Origin of the sequence: Gemmata obscuriglobus (assembly GCF_008065095.1) — a bacterium.
GTDB classification, from domain to species: domain Bacteria; phylum Planctomycetota; class Planctomycetia; order Gemmatales; family Gemmataceae; genus Gemmata; species Gemmata obscuriglobus.
Genome location: NZ_CP042911.1, coordinates 2,311,741 through 2,335,500, shown reverse-complemented (window position 1 = coordinate 2,335,500; position 23,760 = coordinate 2,311,741). Strand labels below are relative to the sequence as shown.

General features: G+C 69.0%; 14 protein-coding genes. 11 read left to right on the top strand and 3 right to left on the bottom strand.

Going from position 1 to position 23,760, the window contains the following annotated elements; translation table 11 throughout:
* Positions 1–32 precede the first annotated feature (32 nt).
* The 3 genes from GobsT_RS09815 to GobsT_RS09805 all read left to right on the top strand — a co-directional run bounded on the left by GobsT_RS09815 (position 33) and on the right by GobsT_RS09805 (position 9,503).
* Positions 33–3,437, top strand: a complete 3,405-nt coding sequence (locus GobsT_RS09815) for an AAA family ATPase (RefSeq protein ID WP_010047536.1) — start codon at positions 33–35, stop codon at positions 3,435–3,437.
* 271 nt (positions 3,438–3,708) lie between these two features.
* Positions 3,709–7,035 (top strand): AAA family ATPase, encoded by a 3,327-nt coding sequence (locus GobsT_RS09810; protein ID WP_010047537.1) that lies wholly within the window; start codon positions 3,709–3,711, stop codon positions 7,033–7,035.
* Positions 7,036–7,127: 92 nt separating this feature from the next.
* Positions 7,128–9,503, top strand: coding sequence for an AAA family ATPase (locus GobsT_RS09805; RefSeq protein ID WP_010047538.1), 2,376 nt, complete (start codon positions 7,128–7,130; stop codon positions 9,501–9,503).
* Between the two features lie 140 nt (positions 9,504–9,643).
* On the opposite strand, the gene GobsT_RS09800 is transcribed toward GobsT_RS09805, so the two are convergent.
* Together GobsT_RS09800 and GobsT_RS09795 are read right to left on the bottom strand one after the other, a co-directional pair.
* Complete coding sequence (locus tag GobsT_RS09800) at positions 9,644–12,448, bottom strand: sigma-70 family RNA polymerase sigma factor (protein ID WP_081471962.1); 2,805 nt, start codon at positions 12,446–12,448, stop codon at positions 9,644–9,646.
* 280 nt (positions 12,449–12,728) lie between these two features.
* Positions 12,729–16,403 (bottom strand): DPP IV N-terminal domain-containing protein, encoded by a 3,675-nt coding sequence (locus GobsT_RS09795; RefSeq protein WP_010049309.1) that lies wholly within the window; start codon positions 16,401–16,403, stop codon positions 12,729–12,731.
* Positions 16,404–16,639: 236 nt separating this feature from the next.
* On the opposite strand from GobsT_RS09795, the gene GobsT_RS09790 reads away from it, so the two are divergent.
* The 7 genes from GobsT_RS09790 (at position 16,640) to GobsT_RS09760 (ending at position 21,818) form a co-directional block, all read left to right on the top strand.
* Complete coding sequence (locus GobsT_RS09790) at positions 16,640–18,016, top strand: CRTAC1 family protein (RefSeq protein ID WP_210418838.1); 1,377 nt, start codon at positions 16,640–16,642, stop codon at positions 18,014–18,016.
* A gap of 63 nt (positions 18,017–18,079) precedes the next feature.
* Complete coding sequence (locus tag GobsT_RS09785; protein WP_010052062.1) at positions 18,080–18,436, top strand: hypothetical protein; 357 nt, start codon at positions 18,080–18,082, stop codon at positions 18,434–18,436.
* A gap of 2 nt (positions 18,437–18,438) precedes the next feature.
* The gene (locus tag GobsT_RS09780; RefSeq protein ID WP_010052063.1) at positions 18,439–18,732 is read left to right on the top strand and encodes a hypothetical protein; all 294 of its coding nucleotides are present in this window, start codon (positions 18,439–18,441) and stop codon (positions 18,730–18,732) included.
* Between the two features lie 47 nt (positions 18,733–18,779).
* Complete coding sequence (locus tag GobsT_RS09775) at positions 18,780–19,271, top strand: flavin reductase family protein (RefSeq protein WP_010052064.1); 492 nt, start codon at positions 18,780–18,782, stop codon at positions 19,269–19,271.
* Positions 19,272–19,284: 13 nt separating this feature from the next.
* The gene (locus GobsT_RS09770; protein ID WP_010052066.1) at positions 19,285–19,917 is read left to right on the top strand and encodes a sulfite oxidase-like oxidoreductase; all 633 of its coding nucleotides are present in this window, start codon (positions 19,285–19,287) and stop codon (positions 19,915–19,917) included.
* A 161-nt stretch (positions 19,918–20,078) separates the two neighbouring features.
* A complete protein-coding gene (locus GobsT_RS09765) occupies positions 20,079–20,672 on the top strand; it encodes a hypothetical protein (RefSeq protein ID WP_010052068.1) in 594 nt (197 codons plus the stop codon).
* A 198-nt stretch (positions 20,673–20,870) separates the two neighbouring features.
* A complete protein-coding gene (locus GobsT_RS09760) occupies positions 20,871–21,818 on the top strand; it encodes a hypothetical protein (protein ID WP_010036371.1) in 948 nt (315 codons plus the stop codon).
* 88 nt (positions 21,819–21,906) lie between these two features.
* On the opposite strand, the gene GobsT_RS09755 is transcribed toward GobsT_RS09760, so the two are convergent.
* Positions 21,907–23,157, bottom strand: coding sequence for an MFS transporter (locus GobsT_RS09755; RefSeq protein ID WP_010036372.1), 1,251 nt, complete (start codon positions 23,155–23,157; stop codon positions 21,907–21,909).
* An 82-nt stretch (positions 23,158–23,239) separates the two neighbouring features.
* On the opposite strand from GobsT_RS09755, the gene GobsT_RS09750 reads away from it, so the two are divergent.
* A complete protein-coding gene (locus GobsT_RS09750) occupies positions 23,240–23,746 on the top strand; it encodes a hypothetical protein (protein WP_010036374.1) in 507 nt (168 codons plus the stop codon).
* Positions 23,747–23,760: the final 14 nt, after the last annotated feature.

Below are 23,760 nucleotides of genomic sequence, written 5' to 3'. Positions count from 1 at the left end.
TCACACTGTGCGATCCTGTTCCGGGAGCGTTCATGGCGGTTGAGATCGAGTTCCCCGTTTCCCTCGCCCTGCGCAAGCTCGGCCCCGGGGCGGTGCTGGCGGAACCGCTGTTCTTCCCCGAACTCGCTCGCCTCGGGGCGAACCGCGCCCTTGCGGGTACGGCCGCGCGGCGAAACCTCACTGAGCTGATTCCCAAACTCGATCCCGAAACGCTGCTCCGGCGGCGCCGCTCCCGGGCGGCACGAGAACTCACGTTCACGCTGGAACTGTCCCCGCCGCGCACGAACGAAGCTTGGCGCGACCCGCTGCTGCTCACGTTCCACGCCGCGGTGTGGGATCAGAGCGCCTCGGACAGCCCCTCCGACCCAGACGGAGCGCCGTTCGGCCCCAGCGCGCCCCAATTCAAGGGCTACACCCTGGCGCGTGTTCTGGAACTCGGGATCGAGGTGATCGCGGACCCGGCCGACAACCTCGTGCGGTTGCTCCAGAAGGACACGCTGGCGGCGCTGCGGCGGTTGAACCTGTCGGTGAACCTGAAGTCGGTCGCCGGCGTTCAGACCACGCTCGGGTTCGCCGTGGAGTCCCACGCGCTCGCCGTCCGCATCCCGACCCTCAAGGACCGCGCGATCCGCGCCGAAACCGATCAGCAGGACGGAAAGCTCACGCTGCTGCAACAGATCGCCACACTTCTCGGGCGCGACGACGAAAAGACCTACGAGGCCGATGAGACGGTCTCGGAACTCACCCGCGCGCTGACGGGCAACCCGACGCAAAGCGTCCTGCTGATCGGCCCGAGCGGGGTCGGCAAAACGGCCGCGGTGCGCGAACTCGCCCGCCGCTGGCGCGCGTCGGCGCGTGCCCCGGTCTTCCAGACCAGCGGCGCGCGGGTCGTCGCCGGCCAGACCGGGTTCGGCATGTGGCAGGAGCGGTGCCAGGACCTCATCAAGGACGCGACGAAGCGCAAGGCCGTGATCCACTTCGGCCCCCTGGTGGAACTGCTCGAGGTGGGCAAGAGCGAGCACAACTCGTCCGGCCTCGCCACGTTCCTGCGCCCGGCGATCGGCCGCGGCGAGCTGCTGTGCGTCGCGGAATGCACCCCCGAGCAACTGCCGCTCATCGAGAAGCTGGACCCGCAGTTGCTCGACGCGTTCCGGCACATCACGGTCGAGGAGCCCGGCACCGCCAAGGGGCGCGCGATCCTCGCGAGCTTCGCACGCGACAACGCCCGCCGCGTGACCGAGCCGGCCGCGCTCGCCGCAACGGACCGCCTCCACCGCCGGTACGCGACGTACTCCGCGTACCCGGGCCGGCCGCTCCGGTTCCTCGAAAACCTGATCCGCGACGGCGCCAAGGGCGAGCCGATCACCGAAACCGAGGTGTACGATGCGTTCACGCGCGAAACCGGGCTGCCGCGCGCCGTCCTGGACCCGTCGGTGCCCCTCGACCTGGCGGCCACGCACGACTGGTTCGCCCGGCGCGTGATCGGCCAGCCCGACGCCGTGAGCTTGGTGACGGACCTGCTCGCCACCGTGAAGGCGGGGCTGACGCGCCCCAACCGGCCCATCGCGTCGCTGCTGTTCATCGGCCCGACGGGCGTCGGCAAGACCGAGATGGCGAAGGCGGTGGCGGAGTTCCTGTTCGGCTCGAAGGACCGGCTCACGCGGTTCGATATGAGCGAGTACGCCGACCCGGTGTCGGTGCGCCGGCTCGTCGGCGGGGCGTTCGGGAGCGAGGGGCTGCTCACCGCGAGGGTGCGCGAGCAGCCGTTCGCGGTGCTGCTCCTTGATGAGGTGGAAAAGGCGGACCACTCGTTCTTCGATCTGCTGCTCCAGGCGCTCGGCGAGGCGCGCCTCACGGACGCCGGCGGCCGGCTCGCGGACTTCCGCAACACCGTCGTCATCCTCACGTCGAACCTGGGCGCGGACTCGTTCCGCCGCGGCTCGTCCGGGTTCCTGACCGGCGCGGTCGGGAAAACCGAATCGCAGGAGCACTTCGCGCGGGCGGTGGAGCAGTTCCTGCGGCCCGAGATGTTCAACCGGCTCGACCGGATCGTGCCCTTCGCGCCGCTCGGGCCGGAGGTGATCCGCGGCATCACGGACCGCGAGTGGCACAAGGTGCAGGGCCGCGACGGGGTGCGGTTCCGTGACCTGTCGCTCGCGACGGACCCGGCGCTGCTGGACCACCTGGCGGCGGTCGGTTACGACCCGCGGTACGGCGCGCGCCCGCTGAAGCGGGCGATGGAGCGCGAGCTGCTCGCGCCGCTCGCCCGGCAGATGAACCGGCACGCCGGCAACGTGCCGCTGGCCGTTGAGGTGGGCGTGGCGGACGGCGTGCCGATCGTCGCCGTGCGCGCCCTTCAGGGGGCGCGGGCGAAATCGGCGCGTGAGCCGTCCGGGCCGAGCGGGAAGCTCGCGGCCGGCGCGCAGGTGATGCGCCGGTGGCACCAGGTGCTGGCCGCGTCGTCCGCGGTGCGCGAGCTGAACAACGAGGTGTACCAGCTCGCGCAGCAAGAGGTCCGCATCCTCAAGAGGCAGGCCGCAAAGAAGAAGATCAGCGGCGCGGAGGCCGAGGCGCTGGCGAAGCTCGGCCGGCTCCGGGAACTGGCCGACGAGGTCGCGCGCCAGCGGGACGCCGCGTTCGCGCTCGAGGACGCCACCGTGATCGCGTTCCACGAAACGGCGGAACCGCCCGCCCGGGAGATTCAGGAGCGGCTCGACGAAGCGAACCGCGCCTGGGACAAGTTGCTCCTTCGGTTGTACGCCTTGAGCGCACCGGAGGGGGATCGCGTCACACTCGCGCTGTTCTCCGAGCACCGCGGGAACCTCGCGGAGATGGCCGCCGCCTACCGCGCGATCGCGCACGAGCACGGGATGACGGTGCGTGTGTTCCGCTACGCGTTGCCGGCCCCGAACGACCCGCCCGCGACGCCGCCCGAGCGCGCCCCGCTCGGCCGTGCAGCGGACCCGAACCTGCCGAAAACGGTGTGGGTGAACGACAACTACTTTTTCAGGGACCCGGAGAAGCTGTTGTTCAAGCGGGTCGCGGTGGCGCCGGCAGAACACGCCCCCGACACAACCGCCGGCACCATCGGCCTCGTTCTGGAAATCGGCGGCGTGGGCGCGCAACTACGGTTCTGGGGCGAAACCGGGCGGCACGAGATCAAACGGCCCGACGACAAAACCGGCGACGGCCCGGACGTGATGGTGCGGGCGAGCAGCGGCCCAGCGCGCGAGTACCTGCCGCCGGAGACGGTCGTTCGCCGCGGCTGGTTCAGCGACGAGCCGGTGCGCCGGCAGTACGACTTCGGCACCGGCGAGATGCACGACGCGGTGGTCGAGCGCGTGTGGTCGAACGTGTACGGCGGCTTCGACCGGTGGCTGGCGCCGGCGCTGGCGGCGAACGTGCGGTCCACGCTGCTCAAGATGATCTCGGAGTAGGGGGGAGGACCTACCCCCCCGGCCCCCTTCCCTGAAGGGAAGGGGGTGAACGCGGGCAACGCCTCCTGCGCAGCCGTGTGGCGTGAGTCGTATTTCGACGCGGGCCACACCGGACCGTTAAACGGTTCCAAGGAGGCATTACCCGCGTTCACCCCCTTCCCTTCAGGGAAGGGGGCCGGGGGGTTAGGTCCACGCACCGCGCGCCGAACTCGCTGCGGGTTAGCGGTGTCGCTTGTTGGCACTGAAGCATCGGGAATGGGCCTTTTTCGCCATGAACTTCCGCGTCCCGATTTACGTCTTCCAGCACAAGAACGGGTACACCGCGCGCCCGCTGTTCTTCGGCGGCCCCGAGCGCACCGACGGGAACCTCAACCGGCTGCTCACGAAGCTCACCCGGGAGCTGGTCGAGCACCTCGAAGCGCTCGGCCGCAAGGAGCGGCACGACGAACTCGCGGCCTGGGCGTTCTGCCCGGCCGTCACCGCGCACCGCACCACCGTCGATGTCGAGCTGCGGCGCCGGGTCGCGCGCACCAAGTACCTCGTGCTGGCGTTCGACCACCTCGGCCGCCGGCTCGCGTTCACGCCCGCGGTGCCCGAGTTGTGGTTCGAGGTGCCCCGCGGCGAGCCCCTGGAGGACCGCGCACAGGCGGTTTACACGGAGCACTGGCGCGGGGTCGAACGCGACGCCGACGTTGACGAGGAGGTGCGCCCCGAACTCGGCTCCCTGTCGGGCAAGGCGTGGGTCCAGGTGCTGGACCTGAGCGCCAGCGTGCCCGCGGTGGTGCCGAAGAAGCCGCCCGCCAACTTCCTGTCGCTCGGCGGCGGGGAAACGGGGGACGGCGCCACCGAGCTGCGTCGCGTCGGCCGGTGCCTCGACTGGCTGTACCCCGACGAACTCGACCGCGCCGTGCTGCGCGACCGCGAGGTGAACGAACTCCACCGGCTCCTGGAGCTGGGCGACCGGCGCCCCGTGCTGCTGTGCGGCCCCCGCCTCGTCGGCAAATCCGCCATCGTCCACGAGTGCGTGTACCGCCGCGTCGCGGAGCGCAAGGCGAACCAGCGGCAGTGGTTCAACACGTGGCTGGTGTCGCCACAGCGGCTCATCTCGGGCATGTCCTACGTGGGCCAGTGGGAGGGCCGGCTGCTCGCGATCCTGAAGCACGCCAAGAAGCGCGACCACGTGCTCTACTTCGACGACCTGCTCGGCCTGTTCCTCGCCGGCGTCACGAGCCAGTCGTCGCTCAGTGCCGCGGTGGTCCTGAAACCGTACCTCGAACGGCGCGACGTGCGGGTGCTCGCCGAGATCACCCCCGAGAGCCTGCGCGTGCTCCAGGAGCGGGACCGCGGGCTCAGCGACCTGTTCCACATCATCCCGGTGCGCCAGCCGACCGACGCCGACACGCTCCGCGTCCTGGTGGACCAGCAGCGGCGACTCGAAGGCAAGCACGCCTGCGTGTTCGGGCTCGACGTGCTGCCCGCGGTCATCGACCAGCAACGCCGCTACGACCGCACCGCCGCGTTCCCGGGGAAGGCCGCCGCGGTGCTGACGCGCCTGGCGGTGCGCGCCACCACGAACCCCGACGAACGCGCCGCGGAGGTCGGGTCCAGCGCGACGCGCCCGGCCGACGGGTACGAGTTCCCGCCGCGCCCCGAGATCACCCGCGACGACGTGCTGAACGACTTCGCCGCCCGGAGCGGGCTGTCGCTCGCGTTCCTCGACCCGAAGCAGCGGCTGGACCGCGACGCAGTCCGGGACAAGCTTCAAGAGCAGGTGATCGGCCAGCCCGACGCGGTGGACGCCCTCGCCGACGTGGTGAGCGTCGCCAAGGCGCGGCTGAACGACCCGGACCGGCCGCTCGCGGCGTTCCTGTTCCTCGGCCCCACGGGCGTCGGCAAGACGGAGTGCGCCAAGGCCATCGCGCGCACGCTGTTCGGCGATTCTGATCGGCTGCTGCGCTTCGACCTGAACGAGTACAACCAGCCCGGCGCCGCGGCGCGGCTCGTGGGCACGTTCCAGCAACCCGAAGGGCTGCTCACGAGCGCGATCCGGCGCCAGCCGTTCGCGGTGGTGCTGCTGGACGAGATCGAAAAGGCCGATCCCGAGGTGTTCGACCTGCTCCTGCAACTGCTGGGCGAGGGGCGGCTGACGGACTCGCTCGGCCGCACCGCGGACTTCACCTCCGCGCTCGTCCTCATGACCTCGAACCTCGGCGTACGCGACGCCGAAGGGAACCTCGGGTTCGTGACCGAAGCGGACCGGTCGTTCGCGTACACGCGGGCGGCGGAGAAGTTCTTCCGGCCCGAGTTCTTCAACCGCCTGGACCGGGTGATCCCGTTCCGCAAGCTGTCGCGCGAGGAGATGGCGCGGATCGCCCGGCGGCTGGTGGGTGAGGTGCTCGCCCGCGAGGGCTTTAGCCAGCGGAAGTGTGTGCTGAACGTCGCCCCCGACGCGCTGGACCGCGTCATCCAGGCGGGCTACGACCCTGCACTCGGCGCCCGCGCCATGAAACGCGCGGTGGAGCACGAACTGACTCAGCCCGCGGCCTCTCGGCTCGCGGCACTCGCGGTGAACGACCTCACGATCGTAACGGTGCGCGCCGCGGCCGGCACACTGGCCGTTGATGTGCAGGCACCGGAATGGGCGGCCAAGCTCCCGCTCGACGAGCGCGCCGCCCGGCCGCTCCGGGACCGCCTATCGGCCGCATGGGACGCGCTCGACAAGGTGGACGCGGTGCTCGACGCCATTCGCCCGGGGACCGTACTGACCGCCGGGCGGGTGACGCGCGACCACGAGCGCTACTTCGCGCTCAAGGAACTGGCCGACGCCATCGCCGGCACACTCGACGCCTACGAGGCCCGGCTCGAAGCCCGGCGCAACTCGTACCTCGAAGCCTCCCAGCCCGAATCGACCGGGCGCCGCGCCCGTTACCGCGCGATCAAGATCAACCGTTACTCTCTCAGCTCGGGCCGCGGTGAGGGTTGGCACGAGCGGGACCAACCGCTCCGTTCGGTGATGTCGTCGGAAGACATGCAAGGGGCGCTCCGCGAGCTATTCGAGGGGTCCGAACCGCTGCCCGACGACCAGGACGTGTTCGACCTGGAGAACCGGCTCGCGCTGCTGAACCTGATGGTGTCGGCGCCGGTCGATGAGAGGCCGGTGTACCTGCTGATCCGCGGGTTCCCCGAGGGCGAAGCGTGCCCCGGCGCGGCCGCGCTGCACGGCTGGTACCTGCGCGTCTGGGCGCACGGGTTGGGGCTGGAACTGGAAAACGTTCCGATCGCGTCCGAACAGCGTGGAACGCTCGCCCTGCGATTGAAGGGGCTCCACGCCCGCGCACTGGCACAGGCCGAGGCCGGAACGCACCTGTTCCTGCCGAAGCACGGCGGCCCGGTGCCGGTGCGCGTGGACGTGCTCGACGGGTGGCTCGGCGCGGTGCCGGACCCGTTCGCGTTCGGCCCGATCCTGCGCGTGTACGCCGACGGCCAACCGGTCGCGGACCTGCGCACCGGGCTCGTCTCGCCGCTGCCGTCGCGGGCCGAGTTCGCCGACGTGTTCCGCACCTTCACGCTCGCCGCACTGCCGCGGGCAACCAAGTAAAAAGGAGCAAGTTAAAAGGCAAAAAAGAAGCAACTCGTGAGGCGGCTCGCCTTGCGTTTTGCCTTTTGCCTTCACACTTTTGCCTTATCGCCATGCCCACCGCACGCTACCACGCCCTGCTCTGTCGCGACGCCGCCGGCGGGCACTCCGCGATCGCGCTGGACCTCGGCACCACCGGGTTCGGCAAGACCGCCAACGACGCCCGCGACGACCTCAAGGAGTACCTGCGCTGGCTGCACCGCAAGGACGAGCACGCCGAGGCGCCGGACTTCGGCGAGCCCGAGCTGCGCTGGTTCACCGTCAACGTGCGGCCCGAGTACAAGGGGAAGAACCGGCTGTACCCCACGGACGCCGAGGTGCCGGTGCGGGTGCCGTGCGTCGTCGGCACCCGCAAGAGCGGTCAGTTCGCCGCGGACCTGCCGCTGCTCGGGCTCCGGTTCGACTACCCCAACGGGACCGAACTCGAAAAGCTCGTCGAGCGGTACGTCTCGCAGAAGCTCGAAGGGCTGACGCCGGAAGAGGTGGGCGCGTACCTGCCGCCGGTCGAGGCCGAGCTGCTCGAGCTCGTCGTTCCCGTTCCGAAGGAACCGCCAGGCGGCCCGCTCACGGTACCCCCGCCGCCCACGCTGGCGAAGGTGGCCGAACCGGTCGGCGACCGCGCGGTGCGCAAGGGCTACGCCCGCGCCTGGGGCCGCGAAGCCGACCTCGCCGCGCTCGTCCGCAAGCTGCACCACGAAAAGGCCAACGTGCTGCTCCTGGGCGAGGCGGGCGTCGGCAAAACCACGCTCATGGTCGACGCCGTCCGGGAGGCCGAGAAGAAAGCCCTCGCCGACACCAACCGCTCTCGCGACGCCGACGAACCGCGGCCGCAGAAGCGGAAGTTCTGGCTCACGTCCGCCGGCCGCATCGTCGCCGGGATGCGGTACCTCGGGCAGTGGGAGGAGCGCGTCGAGTCGCTGATTGCGGAACTGGGCGAAATCAACGGCGTCCTGTGCGCGGAGCGGCTGCTGGAACTCGTGCGCACCGGCGGGCTCGGCCCCACCGACAGCATCGCGGCGTTCCTGGTCCCGTACCTCGCCCGCGGCGAACTGCGCATGATCGCCGAGGTAACGCCCGCGGAGTTGGACGCGTGCCACCGGCTCATGCCCGGGCTACCGGACCTGTTCCAGATCGTCCGCGTCGAACCGTTCGACCGTGCCACCGCGCTGTCGGTCATCGACCGGCAGCTCGACGCGTCCGCGAGCGGTCCCGGGGTAGAGGTCGAGCGCGGGACCGGCGAGCGCATCGTCCGCCTGTTCCGGCGGTTCATGCCCTACGCGGCGTTCCCCGGCCCCGCGTCCGGGTTCGCGCGACAGTTGGTAGACGAACACGTCCGCGACGGCAAGAAGCCGGTCACCCCGACCGCGGTGGTGGACCGGTTCCGCCGGCAGACCGGGCTACCGGAGCTGTTCCTGCGCGACGAGATCACGCTCCAGCGCGACGACGTGCGGAGCTGGTTCCGGGCGCGCGTCATCGACCAGCCGGAGGCGTGCGAGGCCGCCACCAACGTCGTGATGACCGTGAAGGCGGGGCTGAACGACCCGAACCGCCCGCCCGCGGTGATGCTGTTCTGCGGTCCGACGGGGGTCGGCAAAACGCACATGGCCCAGGCGCTCGCCGACTACTTCTTCGGACACGGGGGAAGTAATTCGGAACGCGGAATTCGGAATGCGGAATTGCAGCAGGAAAACCAACGAAGCAGCGGTACCGCCTCTCCGCATTCCGAATCCCGAATTCCGCATTCCGCACGGGACCGGCGGTTGATCCGGCTGGACATGAGCGAGTACGGCGGGTTCGACGCGGTGTACCGGCTGCTCGGGCCGCCCCGCGGCGAGCCCGGCGAGTTGGTGAAGCGGGTGCGCCAGCAGCCGTTCAGCGTGCTGCTGTTGGACGAGATCGAGAAGGCGGCTGCGGACGTGTTCGACACGCTCATGGGCGTGTTCGATGAAGGCCGGCTCACGGACCAGTACGGCCGCGTCACCAACTTCCGCAGCACGATCATCATCATGACCTCGAACCTCGGGGCCGGGCAGTCGCGCGCGGTGGGGTTCGGTGCGGATTCGGGGGTGCGGTACCAGGACGCCGCGATGAAGTTCTTCCGCCCGGAGTTCTTCAACCGGATGGACGCCGTAGTCACGTTCCGGTCACTGCTCCCGGCGTCCGTGCGGGCCATCACCCGGCGCGAGTTGGAGTCCATCGCCGCCCGCGAGGGGCTGGTGCGCAGCGGGGCCGCGGTGCGGTGGTCGGAGCGACTGGTGGAGCGTCTCGCCGAGGTGGGATTTGACCCGCGGTACGGGGCACGACCGCTCCAGCGCGCGATCGAGCGCGAGGTGGTTGCCCCTCTCGCCCGATGGCTGCTCGCGAACCCGATCACAGACGGGAAGGTAATCGCAGCCGACTGGTGCGACGGCGTGTGTGTGTTTTCGTAGACACCGCACAGTGCGCGGGATTCACTGACGAACGTGGCGCCGGGAACGGCCCCCCGGTCTCCTAGAGAGGGCCGAGGGGCCGTCCCCGGCGCCACGCGTAAAACGTTTTCAGCGCAAGCGCGTTTTTTTGCGCGACCACCTCACGGCTGTTCGGGGCGCACCACGATCTCGCCGAGGTCGATCGTCTCGCCGCCTTTCGCGACCGTGTCCGTGGACGTAGCCGCGTCGACCGTCCACCCGTTGACGCCCCACCGGTACGTCAAGCCGGGTACCAAGCCAGTGATGCGGAAGCACCCGTCCTCGCCAGTGTAGACACCCGCAATCGCCGGGTTCCAGATGGGCGTCGACCCGAACTTGAGATCTGGTTTGCGAACGAAGTCGGTAGAGAGATCGAGGCGGACGTCGACCGGCTTACCGTCGGCGTTCACGATGCGCCCCTTGACTTCACCCCACGGGACCATTCGCACCTCGACCGGGTCCTTCGCCCCGCCGACCACGACCGCGGACCCGGCCAGTTTGCGGTCAGTGTGCACGAACATCACCCGCCGCTGCTCGCCGGCGCGCAGGGCGACCGCGGTCGGCGTCGCGTCGGCCAGCGGCCGGGACCACCGCGCGCCCCCGGCCGGGTGGACCAGCCCGTAACTCTCGGCCCCGGCGACCGGTCGCCCGTCGGCGTCGATCAGCCGGACCGGCGCCGTCAACCCGCGGTCCAGTTCGAGCGTGACCGCGAACGACTTCGCGTCGGCCGGCACGTCGATCTCGGCGAACGTGTGCCAGTCCCGGACGGAGGTTCTGCTCACCCCGGTCGTGCCGACCAACTCGTCGCCCCGCCGGTGCTTCTCGAACGTCCCGGCCCCGACCCCGCAGAGGTACGCGCCGCCGAACGCGCCGACTTCCGGGACCTGCACGGCCAGCATCCCTTTGCCGGGGAATGCGACGATACGGAACTCCGACTCGTACGAGATGTACGGCCGACGCGGGTGCTCGGTCTGGTGAAAGTGGCGCACGTTCGGCACCGCTTTCTGGTTCGGATTGTCGCCCGGAAACACGCCGTACCGGAGCTGCGACTCTACCGGCGCGCGGGTCACCTTATCAACGACCTTCACCGTGACCGGCACGCCACGAGTCAGCTTGATGTCGAAACCGGCGCGGCCGGCGGGCTCGTCGGGGACGCTCACCTTGAGTGCGTGATATAAAGTGTCGCCCGGCGGGAGGACGAACGCGTGCGGCCGCCCGCCCGGCGGCAGCCCGGGCAGCACGAACGTCCCGTCCCGGCCCGCAACCGCGATCAGTTCCGCCAGCCTCGACGAACCGTGCAGCCCACCGACCCGCAGCACGGTACCCGGGACGGGCTCGCCGGTGGCGTCGTCGAGCACCCGACCGGTGGTGACCGGCACCGGCGCGGCCACCACCACCGGCTCGCACCCGTGGACCTCCTCTGCGCTGCCGGTGATGGCAGTGTCGGCGCGGGCGGTGAACCGCTCGACCTTCCGCGTCACCACGGTCAGTTCGTGCGTGGCGGTGGTAGGGCTGGAGGCACGGAGGACCACGACCCGGTCGCGGCCGATGCCGCGAAGCTCGAACCGGCCGTCGCGGTCGGAAGTGGCCGGCTCGATCGGTCCGGTGAATCCACGCTCTGTGCCGTAGATCGGCTCACCGCCTCTCGCCACCTCCTTACAATCCGGGTCGCGTGCCGCCTTCAACCAGCGATCGAAATCCTTCTCACCGTGGTACATGTACAGCGCGCGGGCCGACACCGACACGCCAGCGACCGGTTTGCCCTCCGGGTCCACGACACGCCCGCGGACCGGCTCGTCTGGGGTCAGCCGGAGCGTGAACTCCGCCACCGGGCGCCCGTTCAGGGGCCACCGCCCCACCCCCTGCCCAGGCGCAGTGGCAAGCAGCAAGGGCAATGTGTCACCCGAGATTGTGAACAGGAAGCGGCCGTCGTCGCCCGCAGCCACCTGCTGCGCCGGCACTATCGTGTGCCCCAAGTGCAGGAACAGCTTCGCCCCTGGCAGCGGTTTGTCGTTCGCGTCGACCACCCGCCCCTTGATCTCAACTCGCGCCGCCGAAGGCGCCACCACAGGCGGTTCCCCCTTCGCCGCGGTCGGTCGGGCCACGCCCCCACGCGATGGTGCCACCGACGCCAGCCCGGCGGCCAGCGCGCAGGCGCACGCCAACGCCACGAGCGCACACACCAGCGACTTCGCCGTTCCGGTCGTGGCGATTCCGTTCGCCAGCTCCGCGACCGCGACCGGCACCGGCCCCGCCACCGCCGCGAGGGCCAGCCCGACCAGCCGCGCCGACGCCGGGTTCGCGACCGCGAGAGCCAGTAACCCGGCGGTCGGCGCGAGCCCGGCCCGCACCAGCGCCGCGTGCAACCGCTTTCGCCCGCGGTCCACCCGTGTGCCGACCGTGCCCCGCGGCACGCCCAGCCGGGCCGCCGCCTCATCGTGCGTCAGCCCCTCTAGGTAACACAGTACCAGCGGCTCGCGGTACGCCGGCGGCAACCGATCGATCGCCGCGTCGAGGGCCGCCAACATCTCGCGCCCGGTCACCCGGTCGACTGGCTCGACCACCTCCGGCACCGCCGCCCGGGCCTCACGCTCGACCCGCCGGGCGGCCGCAACGCGAGCGTTCCGCGCGACCAGGCGGGCGGTGGTGTACAGCCAACTCGCGACCGACTCGCTCCACCGGACGGCGGCGGCACGGCGGGCCAGCACCACAAACGTCGCCTGGCACGCGTCTTCGGCGTCCTGAACGGTCGGCAGCGACCGACGGCACACGCCCAGCACCATGCCGGCGTGTCGCCTCACGAGCGCCTCAAACGCCGTTTGGTCGCCGTCGCGCGCAAACCGGCGGAGTAACTCGCGGTCGGTGTCTGTCCCGCCCCCCGCCCCCACGACCGCCCGGCCCAACGAGACAGTTTGGCTTACCCTCATGGCTTCCTCCCTGCGCACGGTTTCCTTACCGGTTGCATGTGCGCCGGCGGCCCTCTGTCTTCACTTATTCGCGGTTCAGTCGCCGCGGCGTTTCGCCCCAACGACTTGCGCGGATGTGGCAGCCACGCGCGAAGTGCCCGCCTTCAGCCAACCGGACCGAACCAAGCACCTGTCCGAGATCGCTTGGCGCGGGAGCGCCGGCGGCCCGCATGGTTCAACACGCGACCCGCCGACTACCCGAACCACCTACCCCATGCCCATGCGACCTAAACTACCGACTTTACTTCTCCTTCATCGCTCGGCGAATGAAGTCGAGTTGCAGCCGCGAGTAGTGCCCGCCGCCGATCCCGTGCCGGGCTTGCGGGTACAGCATCAGCTCGAAGTCCTTCCCGGCCCGCTGAAGCGCGTCCACAAGTTGCACGCTGTTCTGCATGTGGACGTTGTCGTCCATCATCCCGTGAACGATGAGGAGCTTCCCGGCAAGGTTCTTCGCCGCGGCCACACAACTCGATTTCGCGTACCCCTCCGGGTTCTCCTTCGGGGTGAGCATGTAGCGCTCGGTGTAGATAGAATCGTACAGCTTCCAGTCCGTCACCGGCCCCGATGCGATCCCCGCGCTGAAGGTTTTGGAGTGGGTCAGCGCGTACGCGGCCATGAACCCGCCGTAGCTGTGCCCGCTGATGCCGACCCGCTTGGCGTCGATGTACGGCTTCTCCGCGAGCCACGCCACCGCCTCTTCCAGGTCCTTGAGTTCCTGCACGCCGAGTTGCTTGTAGCACGCCCACGCGGACTTCGCCCCCTTCCCGCTCGCGCTCCGGGGGTCTACCCGAAAGGTGATGATGCCGGAGGTACCGAGGGACTGCTCCATGACGCGCCCGCCGCCGAACTCGTCGCGCAGCGTGGGGCTGTGCGGCCCGGCGTAGGTGAACAGCCAGACCGGGTACTTCTTCTTCGGGTCGAAGTCCGGCGGGTAGGTGATCGCGCCTTCCAGCACGAACCCGTCCTTCAGCGTGATCTTCACCCGCTCGTACTTGCCGAACTTAAACTCGTTGCGCTCGCGCACCGGGTTGGTGTCGAGCTTGCGCACCACGCCCTTCCCCACCTCGTACAGGTTCGACTGGGTCGGCGTCATCGGGTCGCTGAACCGGTCCACGAAGAGTTCCCCCTCCAGTGCGAGCGAAACGCGGTGCGTTTTGCCCTTCTCCGTGAGCAGTTCGGTGTCGGAGCCGAACGTCACGCGGCACAGGTCGGTGCCGGTGGGGCTGGTGAGCGCCGCGCTGAAGTAGACCGTTTTCTCCTTCGCGTCCACGCGCAGAACGTCTTTCACCTCCCAGTCGCCCTGGGTGACCGCCGCGAGCAGTTTACCCTCGGCGGAGTAGTGATACAGGTGCTTCCAGCCGGTCCGCTCGCTGAGGAACAGGAAGGTGCCGTCCGGCAGCCAGCGCGGCTCGCCCGCGTCGTCCACCCACGCCTGCGTCGTCTCGCGGAAAAGGGTTTTGGGTTTCGCGGTCGGCGAGTCCCACACCACGAAGTCGAGCCACGTCTGCGTGCGGTTCTGGACGTAGGCGAACACCGTGCCCGACTTGCCGACCCAACCCACGCGGGAGATCAGCGTCTCTTCGGGTTTGTAGCCGCCCAGGTCGAGGAAGGTCGGTTTCCCGCCGTCGGCACTCACCACACCGACCTTCACCAGCGGGTTCGGGTCGCCGGGCTTCGGGTACGCGTAGCTCTCCAGACGGCCGCCGACCGGTTGCAGGTCCACGAGGTTGAACTTCTTCACCGGGGCGTCGTCGAACCGCAGGAACGCGAGCTGTTTTCCGTCCGGCGACCACCAGTAGGCCTTCCCGTTACGGTTGAAGATCTCCTCCTCATACACCCAGTCGCCTTTGGCGTTGAACACCTCGCCGCCGCCGTCGGCGGTGAGTTTGTGCTCTTCGAGCGGCTTCTCCACACTCACGGCGAAGAGGTTCGCACCGCGAACGAACGCCACCCGCTTCCCGTCCGGAGAGAACGTCACGTGCTCCTTCGCGCCGTCGCTCTTGGTGAGCCGCGCCCCCGGGTTGCCGTCGAAGTACCCGATACCGATGTCCGGCCCGATGTCGAACAGGAACGCGGCCCGGTCCGGGCTGGTGCGGAACGAGGTACCCTTCGCGAGCCGGTCGCGGGTGGCGTTGTCGAGTCCTTTGATCGCGTCGAGCGAGCTCTTGATCTTCGCCGGGTCGGTGAACGGCTCCCCCTTGCCCGTCCGCGCCTTCACCTTCAGAAGCACCCCGTCCTTGACCTGTAAGAAGTGTTCACCGTCGATCCACGCCCCGGTGGTGAGCGGCGTGCCGGAGAACCCGAACGCGGACATCCCACCGCGCCCGGTCAGTTGAGCGTCGGTGATCGGCTGGTTCGTGCGGCGGGCTTCGGGGAGCTTCGGCGCGGCGCCCAGGGCGAGCGGAACGGCAGCGGGGAGGCGCAGCACCGGGAAGTGCGTCTGGGTGCCGCCGACCGGCAGTTGCCCCCAGGTGGTCAGGCCGTCCTCGGAGCGCGGGTCGAGCAGGTACCCGGCCAGCGCGCCGAGCGGTTGTCCCGTCTTCACGACGATCGTGCCGGCCGGAACCCGGTGCGTCTCGCGGTCCCACCGTCCGACCACACTGGTCACGGTCGCGGACTGCGATTGGCCCGCCTTCTCGACGCTCGTGACCAGCATGCGCTCCGCGTCCAGGTCCACGTCCTCGCGCAGCTCTTCGACCTGAATGCCGTGCCGCTGGAGCGTCTCGACCGCCGCGGTGCAGTCCGCGGGCACGAGGTACGCGAACGGCAGGTCCGCGAACTCGGTCGGTGCCACGCGGCCGGCGTAGTCGAGGTGGTACGCTTTGTGCGCGGCCGTCACGACGCGCTTACCGTCCTTCTCGATTTCCTCGAAGCCCAGAACCTGCAACTTTTCCGGGAACGCCTCGGTCTTCGTCCGCACGGCGACCCGGGCGGGCTTTTCGAGCGCGACGAGTTTCGCCACGCCCTTGCGGTTCTCGGCCACCACCTCCAGGCACGCGGTCACGAACGCCCGCGTCGCATCGATGCGCTCCTTGAACGTGGCGTAACTGTAGGACTCGCTCAGGATGCCGAGCCGCCCGCACAGCGCGAAGTACTGGATGCTGTACCGCGGCGTGGCCGGGTACGTCTCCCAGCGGGTGCGGTCGGGACTGAAGTTGCCGTAGGGCGCGATGTCGAACCCGGTCGCGTCCTTCACCTTCTTCGTCACTTCCGGGAAGAGGGTGCCGTCGGCCCACTTCGCGAGGTCGGACGACGAGGGGTAGCGCGGGCCGTCGTAGGTGAGCTTGAACCGGTGCTTGCTGCCGTTGGTGGTGTGACAATCGATCACCACCGCCGGGTTCCATTCGTTCACCAGCTTGATGAGCGCCCGGATCTCGGGCGACTCCAGCTTCACGAAGTCCCGGTTCAGGTCGAGCTTCTGCGCGTTGGCCCGGGTGCCGGCGCCCTCAATGGGGCCGTTGTCGCCCAGGCGGTTCTTGGGGTCGATCTTCTCGTTCCCGTCGGCGTTCAGGTTCGGGACGAGCACGAGCACCAGGTTCTTCAGCAGCGGGTGGTCGGTGCGGTCCGTGAGGTCGCGGGCGAGAGCGAGTAGCGCCTCTTTGCCGTCCACCTCGCCGGCGTGAATGTTGGCGAACGCCAGCGCGACCAGCTTGCCCGACTTCTTCGCGTCCTCGGGCGTCGCGATCCGCTCGTGGGACAGCACGAGGTACGGCAGCTTGCGGCCCTCGTGCGAGGCGCCGAAGTAGTCGAGCCGCGCGACCGGGCCGCGCTTCGCGACCGCCTCGCAGAAGGCCACCACGTCCGCGCCGCGCGAGGTGGCCTTGTAATCGGTCTTCTCCGCGACCGTCTGCAGCGCCTGTGCGCGAGCGGCCGCCGGCGCCGCGAGTGCGGCCAGCAAGGCGAGGGTGCGGGTCATTGAAACAATCTCCCGACTGGTGCGTGCTGAGAAGTGTACCGAACCGCGAGCCGTCGCGGAGGGCCGGGAGAGGTTCTCATGTCTTAGCGAGCCGGCCGGCCCCGGCGACGGGACGGTCGGCCGAACGGCTCGGCGCAGTTGGCCCCAGAAACCGTTTCCCGCTTGCGCTTTGCAGTTCATGAGTTACGGTTACAAGTGTTGCGTACTCCGTCGTGCGGGTTCCGATGTTCGAGGACGTGTCTCACCTGATCGCCGACAACCCGCCGGGGTTCCACTACGGCGCAGCCGTGGCGGACCTCGACCGCGGACGGTTCTCCTTCGTCGTCGCGGGGTTCGCGGGGCCGAATCGGGTGCTGTCGTGGTCCGGAGGGGCGCTGCGAGACGCCGCGCCGGCGGAACTGGCCGACCCGGACGCGCCCGCGGTGGGGGTCGCAGCCGGCGACCTCGACGGCGACGGGCGGGAGGAGTTATACGTCCTCAACTGCGACTCGTTCTCCGGAGCCAAGAGGGTCGCGGACCGACTGTTCAAGCGCGGCCCGGACGGCACCTGGGAGGACCTGTTCGACCGGCCCGCGAACCGCGCGGCGCGGAACCTGTCGTCGGGCCGGAGCGTCGCGGTCCTGGACCGGCGGGGGGTGGGTCGGTACGGGTTTTTCGTGGCGAACCACGGCCAGCCGATGCGTCTGTACGAGTTGAACCCGGCCGGCACGCTGGTCGATCTCGCGCCGGCCCTGGGGCTGGCGCGCACCGGGGGCGGGCGCGGCGTGCTAGCGCTGCCCCTCTTCGGCCCCCACGTCGATCTCTTCTGTGCGAACGAGCGCGGCCCCAACTTCGCCTTCCGCAACCTGGGCGGCGGCACTTTCGAGGAGCTCGCGTCGCCGCTCCGGTTGCGCGACTGCGAAGAGCACGCCCGCGGACTCACCGCGTTCGACGCCGGTGGCGAGTTCGGCCTCGCGTGGGGCAACTGGGACGGCCCACACCGTTTGATGGCACGGGCCGGCGACGGCTGGAAGGATTTCGCCACGCCCGGGTTCGCGTTCCCGTCGGCGGTGCGCACGGTGCTCGCGGCCGATTTCGATAACGACGGCAACGACGAGATCTTCCTGAACCACCTGTGCGAGCCGAACCGCGTGTTCCGGGTGGCGGGAGCGGGCCCCCCCCCCGGCCCCGGACCGGCGTTCGGCGTAACGATGCTCGATGCCGGTGCCGCGCTGGACCCCGACGGGTACGGCACCGGGGCGGCCGTTGCCGACGTCGACGGGGACGGGGTGCTGGAACTGCTCGTTTCACGCGGCGAAAAGGCCGCACAGCCGTTGGGCGTGTTCAAAGCCCGGGCGGCGCACCCGAACTGGCTGCGGGTGCGGCCGTTAACGCGGTTCGGGGCGCCGGCACGCGGGGCGGTGGTGCGTGCGGAGTACGCCGGCCGCGTGCGGGTGAAGGGGATTTGCGGCGGGAGCGGCTACCTGTGTCAGATGGAACCGGTCGCCCACTTCGGGTTGGGGGACGCGACCGCCGCGGAGCGTGTGACCGTGACGTGGCCGGACGGGGCCGGCGTGGTGCTGCTGAACCCCGGCGGAAACCGTGTGCTCACGGTGCCCTACCCGCGGGGGTGAAGCAGCGCTTGACCGGCTCTTCGCGAGCTGGTGAAATAGAGCGACGGCGCGCGAAACTTCCAGGTGCCCGACGTGAGCAGGAAAAACGACGCCGAGGTCGTCCGAGAGGTCACGGCGTGCATCGAAGCGGCGATTGCCAAGAACCGGCGCCAGGAGTGGATCGTTGTCGGGGTTCTGCTCGCACTATTCACAACCGGCCTGAGTTTGCTCGTTTATGGTGCCGTCTCACAGATATGGGCGCTGTTAGCATCGGGCGGCTTGGTTCAGGTAACGATCGCCTTTCCCGTCTACCGGTTGATCCAGCTTCGGGAAGACAACATGCGGCTGCAAATTCTCCCCCAGTTGATGCGACTCGCCGAAACAAATGAGGCGAAAGTGTTGGCCGCTCAACTGGTGCGACGACTCATCGAGAAGGTGTAACCGTGACAGCCGCGACCCGTGAAGCACTGGAACACGTAAACCGCATCCTGCACGATGCCGGTTGGGACGCGCCTACTGCGCCTGCGGCCGAGGTGAGTGACAGCGAACTGATCGCACTCCGGGCGGCCTACGCGGGCATTCGGAACGACCACTTGGAACTGCTGCAACGGACGCTCGGCGGCGACGAGAGGGTCGAGGACGTCGGCCGACGAATGGGCCTGCCGCCGGAACAGGCAAGATCCTTGTTCCGTGAAGCCCTGGACCGCTTACGGGCGCTCGCGAGCGCGGCCCTCTGACCGCGCCGGCACATGGCACCTCAGCTCTCCCGCGGTATCATACGCACATGAACACCGCGCCGAGCGACCCTTCCGAATCCCTCGCCGCCGCGCTGGGCCGCGTCCCCAGCGGGCTGTTCGTTCTCACCGCCAAAAGTGGCGACCGCGAGACGGGGATGCTCGCGTCCTGGGTGCAGCAGTGCAGTTTCCACCCGCCACAAGTCTCGGTCGCACTCAATAACCAGCGGTATGCCCTGGAATGGCTGGGCGCCGGGGCGACGTTCGTCGTCAACGTGATCCCGGAGGGCGGCAAGGCGCTGGTCGCGCACTTCGGCAAAGGGTTCGAGCCCGGCGAAGCGGCGTTCACGGGGCTCGACGTGCGGCGCGACGGCCCCGCCCCGCCGGTGCTGCTGGCCGCTCACGCGTACCTGGTGTGCCGGGTGGCGAACCGGGTCGCGGTCGGCGATCATACACTCGTCATCGGTGAAGTGACCGCGGGCGGCGTACTCCACGACGCAAAGCCCACGATTCACACCCGTAAGAACGGTCTGCGGTACTGACGGGAGCACCGACATGGACGACCCCATCATCAGCTCGGACACGCAGCGCCCCAACCGGCTCCCGCCCCGCCAGGTGCAGACCCACAAGTGGCCCGTCCTCCACGCCGGCAGCGTTCCGCCGTTCGACCCCGCCCGGTGGACGTTTACCGTTTTTCCGATCCCCCTGGTTAGCACGGTCAAGCAATTCACCTGGGCCGAGTTCTCGGCGCTCCCGCGGGTGCGGGTGTTCGCCGACATGCACTGCGTCACCCGGTGGAGCAAACTCGACAACCTCTGGGAAGGGGTCGGCACGCGCGAGTTGCTGAACCACGTTACCGTCTCGCCACGGGCGAAGTTCGTCATGGTTCACTGCGAGTACGGGTTCACCACCAACCTGCCGATCGACTATTTCTTCGGGGACGACTGCTTGTTCGCGACGCACCACAACGGGCAGCTCCTCTCCCCCGACCACGGCCACCCGCTGCGGCTCGTGGTGCCGAAGTTGTACGCGTGGAAGAGCGCGAAGTGGGTCCGCGGGATCGAGTTCATGGAAGAAGATCGGCCGGGGTTCTGGGAGAGCGGAGAGCGCGGCGGCTACCACATGCGCGGCGACCCGTGGCAGGGCGGCCCCGACGGCGACGGCGAGCGGTTCCGCACCCACACGTGAGGCCACCACGAACACGACCGCAGCGCCAATTACGCTCATCACCCGGTCAACAACCGTTTCGCCCCCCAAATCAGGATTCCGAGAATCTCCGGCATCGGGTATTCCGTCGGAAGATGAGCCCCGTGGGAACTGCCATCCCTCTTATCGGAGCGCGAAAACTGATGCTGACCTCGTTCGTTCTGTCGATGACCCTCGCTGCCCCCGTGCCCCCTCCGGGTCCCGCGGTCCCGGTCGGCCCGGCCCCCCGCATCCTCGAACTGAAGCCGGGCGCCGACGGCAAGATCATGGTCACCGTGACCCGAACCGAGAAATTGCCGAACGCTCCGGTCGCGGCCAACCCGAACGGCATCGCCCCGGCAGTCGTCGCTCGTGAGATCTCCCGCACGAAAGTGATCGAACTGAGCGAAGTGAAGGACCTGACCGTCACCACCGCCGACGGCAAGAAGATCGCGACCGAAGACGCGCTGAAGACCCTGAGCACCGGAGCGATCGTCGTGGTTTCGACCGACGGCAAGCCGGTCAGCCCGACGTTCCTGAAGATGTTCAAGGACGATGTGCTGGTGCTGGTGTCGCCGGAACTGAGCGGTCCTGCCACCGGTCGTCCGGTCGCCCGCCCGCTGCCCGCGATCCAGGGCGGGATTCAGGTGTTACCGGCCCAGCCCGGCATCCAGATCCAGGTCGCCCCTGTTCAGATCGCCCCGGCCGTGCCGGCACAAGTACTCCCGGGACCGTTGCCGCCAGCCCCCGGAAAGTAAAAGCGACCGTGTAACGGCAAAGAGGACCGCTGCGAACCACTGATGGCTCGCGGCGGTCCTCTTTGCCGTTACACGGTCGCTTTTGGGCACAACCGACTTGTCCCAAAACTGTAACACCACTAACCAGTGGCTTTACCGCTCCTTTTCGACGGGTTATCCTGCTGGTGTTGCCGATTCTGCACCCAGGAGCCGCGTCGCATGTATCCCTCGCTGGTCCTTTCGGCCGCCCTCGTCGCACCGGCCGCCCCCCTTCCCCGCGACACCGTCCCGAACGTCACCGGCCCGGCCCCACGCGTCCTCGCACTCAAGGCCGACGGCAGCGGCTCGGTTCGCGTGACCGCCCTCCTGTACGTCAAGCAAACGGTAACGGCCACGCAGTTCATTGTGGAAGGCAACAAGCAGGTCCAGAAGCAGATCGAGTACGACACCATCACCACCCAATACCTGAACAAGGTGCTCGCCGACTTCGACGGCAAGTTCACCACCGCCGACGGCCGCCAACTGACCGCGAACGAGGCCACGGCCCGTGTAAAGGCCGGCGCGACCGTGCTGGCATCCGCCGACGGGCAACCGATCAGTAAGGCGTGGCTCCAGTCGGCCCACCCCGATACGGTGGTGATGGTCGCGGACGGACTGAAGCACGCACAGATCCAGTGGGGCAGCGAGCCGTACCCGAACACCCCGCCGCCGCAACTCGCGATGCTCTCGGCACAGAACAAAGGTGGAGTGATCGCTCAGGTGACGACCCAGGCGACGGGCCAGACGTATTACGACAACATCCAGTTCGAGGGGCGGGTGAACCGCCGCGGCATCGCCCAATGGGCCGGCGACGGCATCTACTACCCCGGTAACTCCACAAGTGATGCAAAAGTGGTGAGTAAGCCGCTGGCTGAAGTGAAGTTCGAGGCGTACGACTTGAACGGCAAGCTGGTTTCGCGCAACGAAACGCTGAAGCGGCTCGCGGCCGGCGGGATGGTACTCGTCGCCGGCGACAACCGCATGCCCGACGCCGCCTACCTGAAGGGTTTCCGTGAGGACATCCTGGTGCTGGTCGGCAGCGAGTTGGTGCTGCCGATCCCGCCCCTCGATCAAACGAAGAAAAAGCAAGAAGTGGTCAAGCAGCAGATCCGCATCTTCCGCGACTGAACGGGCAACCGAAACCGGACCGGCCCCGATGCCACGTGCCGGGGCCGGTCCGCGCAGCGAACCGGCTTACGCCATACCGCACACCCAACTACTCCGCGGCCGACTCGGGTCCGGGCGGCCACAACACCAGCATCACCATCAGAGCTAACAGCGGAAATAACCCGACCCCGCCCAGCACCCATTCTTTCGATCCGGTCGCAACGCAAATGAGCCCCTCGACGGGGTACACAGCCGCCAACGACAGGTGCGCGCACGCCCCGAGCGTGCCGGTCACCTTCCCCTGGTGCTTCGCGGACAGTTCCTGGCTCAGCGCGAAGTACGTCGGGAACAGCCCGAGCGCCCCGAACGCGACCACCAGCAGCCCCGCTTCGAGCACCCACCCGTCTGGCAGGAACGGAACCGCAGCGGTGCAGGTCGCCAGCAGCGAACAGCCCCCGAACGCCAGCAGCCGGCTCGTGTGAACCCGCACCCCGCGCTTGCACAGGAGCAGCGTCAGCAGTCCGACCGTCCACGAGCCGACGTCGGCCACGAGGTAGTACACCGTCGTGAACGCGCTCATCTGCTCGCGCGAGTACCCGCGCTGCTCGCGCAGGTACAGCGGCAGCCAGGTGCGGTACCCGTGCCAGGTGACGTTCACCGCCACCACCACCGCGACCAGCGCCCAGAACCGGCGGTCACGGAACACCTCCGCGAACCGGGCGTCGTTCCGGTTCGCGGGTCCGGTTCCGTCGCTCCCGGCCAACATCCTTTCGGGAATGGTGATGAACCACAGCGCGACCCACACCAGCCCGAGCGCGCCGATGACCCGGAACGGCACCCGCCACGTGTCCGTGATCTCAAGCGACTCGGCCCGCTGGAGGATCGCGAGAACCATCAGCGGGGTGACCACCGCCCCCAGCGCGGTGCCGCTCTGGAACAGGGCGTTGCCGAGCGACCGCTCGGCGGGCGGCAGCACCGCGCGCGTGGTGCGGATGCCGCAGGGCCAGTTCCCCGCTTCGAACAGCCCGAGCAAGAACCGACAGGTGAGCAGCGCCCAGAACGAGCCGGCGAACCCGGTCAGAATGCCGGCCAGCGACCAGCCCACCACCATCAGCGGGTACACCCACCACACGCGGGCGCGGTCCACGACGTACCCGGTGACGAGCGCCCCGCACGCGAACGCGAGGGAAAACACGCTTTCGAGCCAACTGTATTGCAGGTCGGTCAGGTCGAGCGCGGCCTTGATCTCTACGGCCATCTGGTTCAGGGCCATGCGGTCCATATAGTTGATGACGGTCGCGAGCATCAACAGGGCGCACACCCACCAGCGCCACGGGGAGAGGTCGGGAGCGGTGCTCATTGCGGCTTCGGGAGAAGGTGCCGGGCGGGAACGCGCCCACCATACCCGACGCGTGGGGGCGAATCCAGTAAGGGGCGGAACAATGGTCACGGGCTCGACGCGCGGCGCACCGGTTCACCCGACGGCCTGGGCCGGGATCGTGGTCGCCACGGTCGCCGGCGTGCTCGGGCTGTACGGCTCGATGTACGCGGAAAAGCAGCTCGCCGGCAGCCCGCTGCTCGAGGCACGGGGCGCGTCGAGCGGCGCCCCGCGCCCCGAATCGCTCCCCGCGCGCAAGCTGGCCGAGGGCGAGAATGCGGTCTTTGGTGACAGCCTCGACGGGGCGCTGGTCCGCGAAACCCAGAGGTCGAAGGTCGCGAACTACACGCTCCAGATCGTGGCGTTCGTGCTGCCGTTCGTTCTCGGGTTGGGCGCCGCGCTGCTCGGCGGGTCGGCAATGAGCGCGGTCGAACGCGCCGGCGGCAAGTACGCCGGTAACGCCCTGGCCGTGTTCGCGATGCTGATCGGCGGGCTGGCCGCGGTCACCGCCGCGTGCATGATGGTGAGCCTGTACGTGTGGCCCCGGATGCCGTCGCTCTACACGACGTGATGACGGAAAGCTCA

What these genes read in the sequence shown, in the direction of transcription:
- GobsT_RS09815 (WP_010047536.1), top strand. Translation starts at nt 33, where the DNA reads ATGGCGGTTGAGATCGAGTTCCCCGTTTCCCTCGCCCTGCGCAAGCTC.
- GobsT_RS09810 (WP_010047537.1), top strand. Translation starts at nt 3,709, where the DNA reads ATGAACTTCCGCGTCCCGATTTACGTCTTCCAGCACAAGAACGGGTAC.
- GobsT_RS09805 (WP_010047538.1), top strand. Translation starts at nt 7,128, where the DNA reads ATGCCCACCGCACGCTACCACGCCCTGCTCTGTCGCGACGCCGCCGGC.
- GobsT_RS09800 (WP_081471962.1), bottom strand. Translation starts at nt 12,448, where the DNA reads ATGAGGGTAAGCCAAACTGTCTCGTTGGGCCGGGCGGTCGTGGGGGCG.
- GobsT_RS09795 (WP_010049309.1), bottom strand. Translation starts at nt 16,403, where the DNA reads ATGACCCGCACCCTCGCCTTGCTGGCCGCACTCGCGGCGCCGGCGGCC.
- GobsT_RS09775 (WP_010052064.1), top strand. Translation starts at nt 18,780, where the DNA reads ATGAACACCGCGCCGAGCGACCCTTCCGAATCCCTCGCCGCCGCGCTG.
- GobsT_RS09770 (WP_010052066.1), top strand. Translation starts at nt 19,285, where the DNA reads ATGGACGACCCCATCATCAGCTCGGACACGCAGCGCCCCAACCGGCTC.
- GobsT_RS09765 (WP_010052068.1), top strand. Translation starts at nt 20,079, where the DNA reads ATGCTGACCTCGTTCGTTCTGTCGATGACCCTCGCTGCCCCCGTGCCC.
- GobsT_RS09760 (WP_010036371.1), top strand. Translation starts at nt 20,871, where the DNA reads ATGTATCCCTCGCTGGTCCTTTCGGCCGCCCTCGTCGCACCGGCCGCC.
- GobsT_RS09755 (WP_010036372.1), bottom strand. Translation starts at nt 23,157, where the DNA reads ATGAGCACCGCTCCCGACCTCTCCCCGTGGCGCTGGTGGGTGTGCGCC.
- GobsT_RS09750 (WP_010036374.1), top strand. Translation starts at nt 23,240, where the DNA reads ATGGTCACGGGCTCGACGCGCGGCGCACCGGTTCACCCGACGGCCTGG.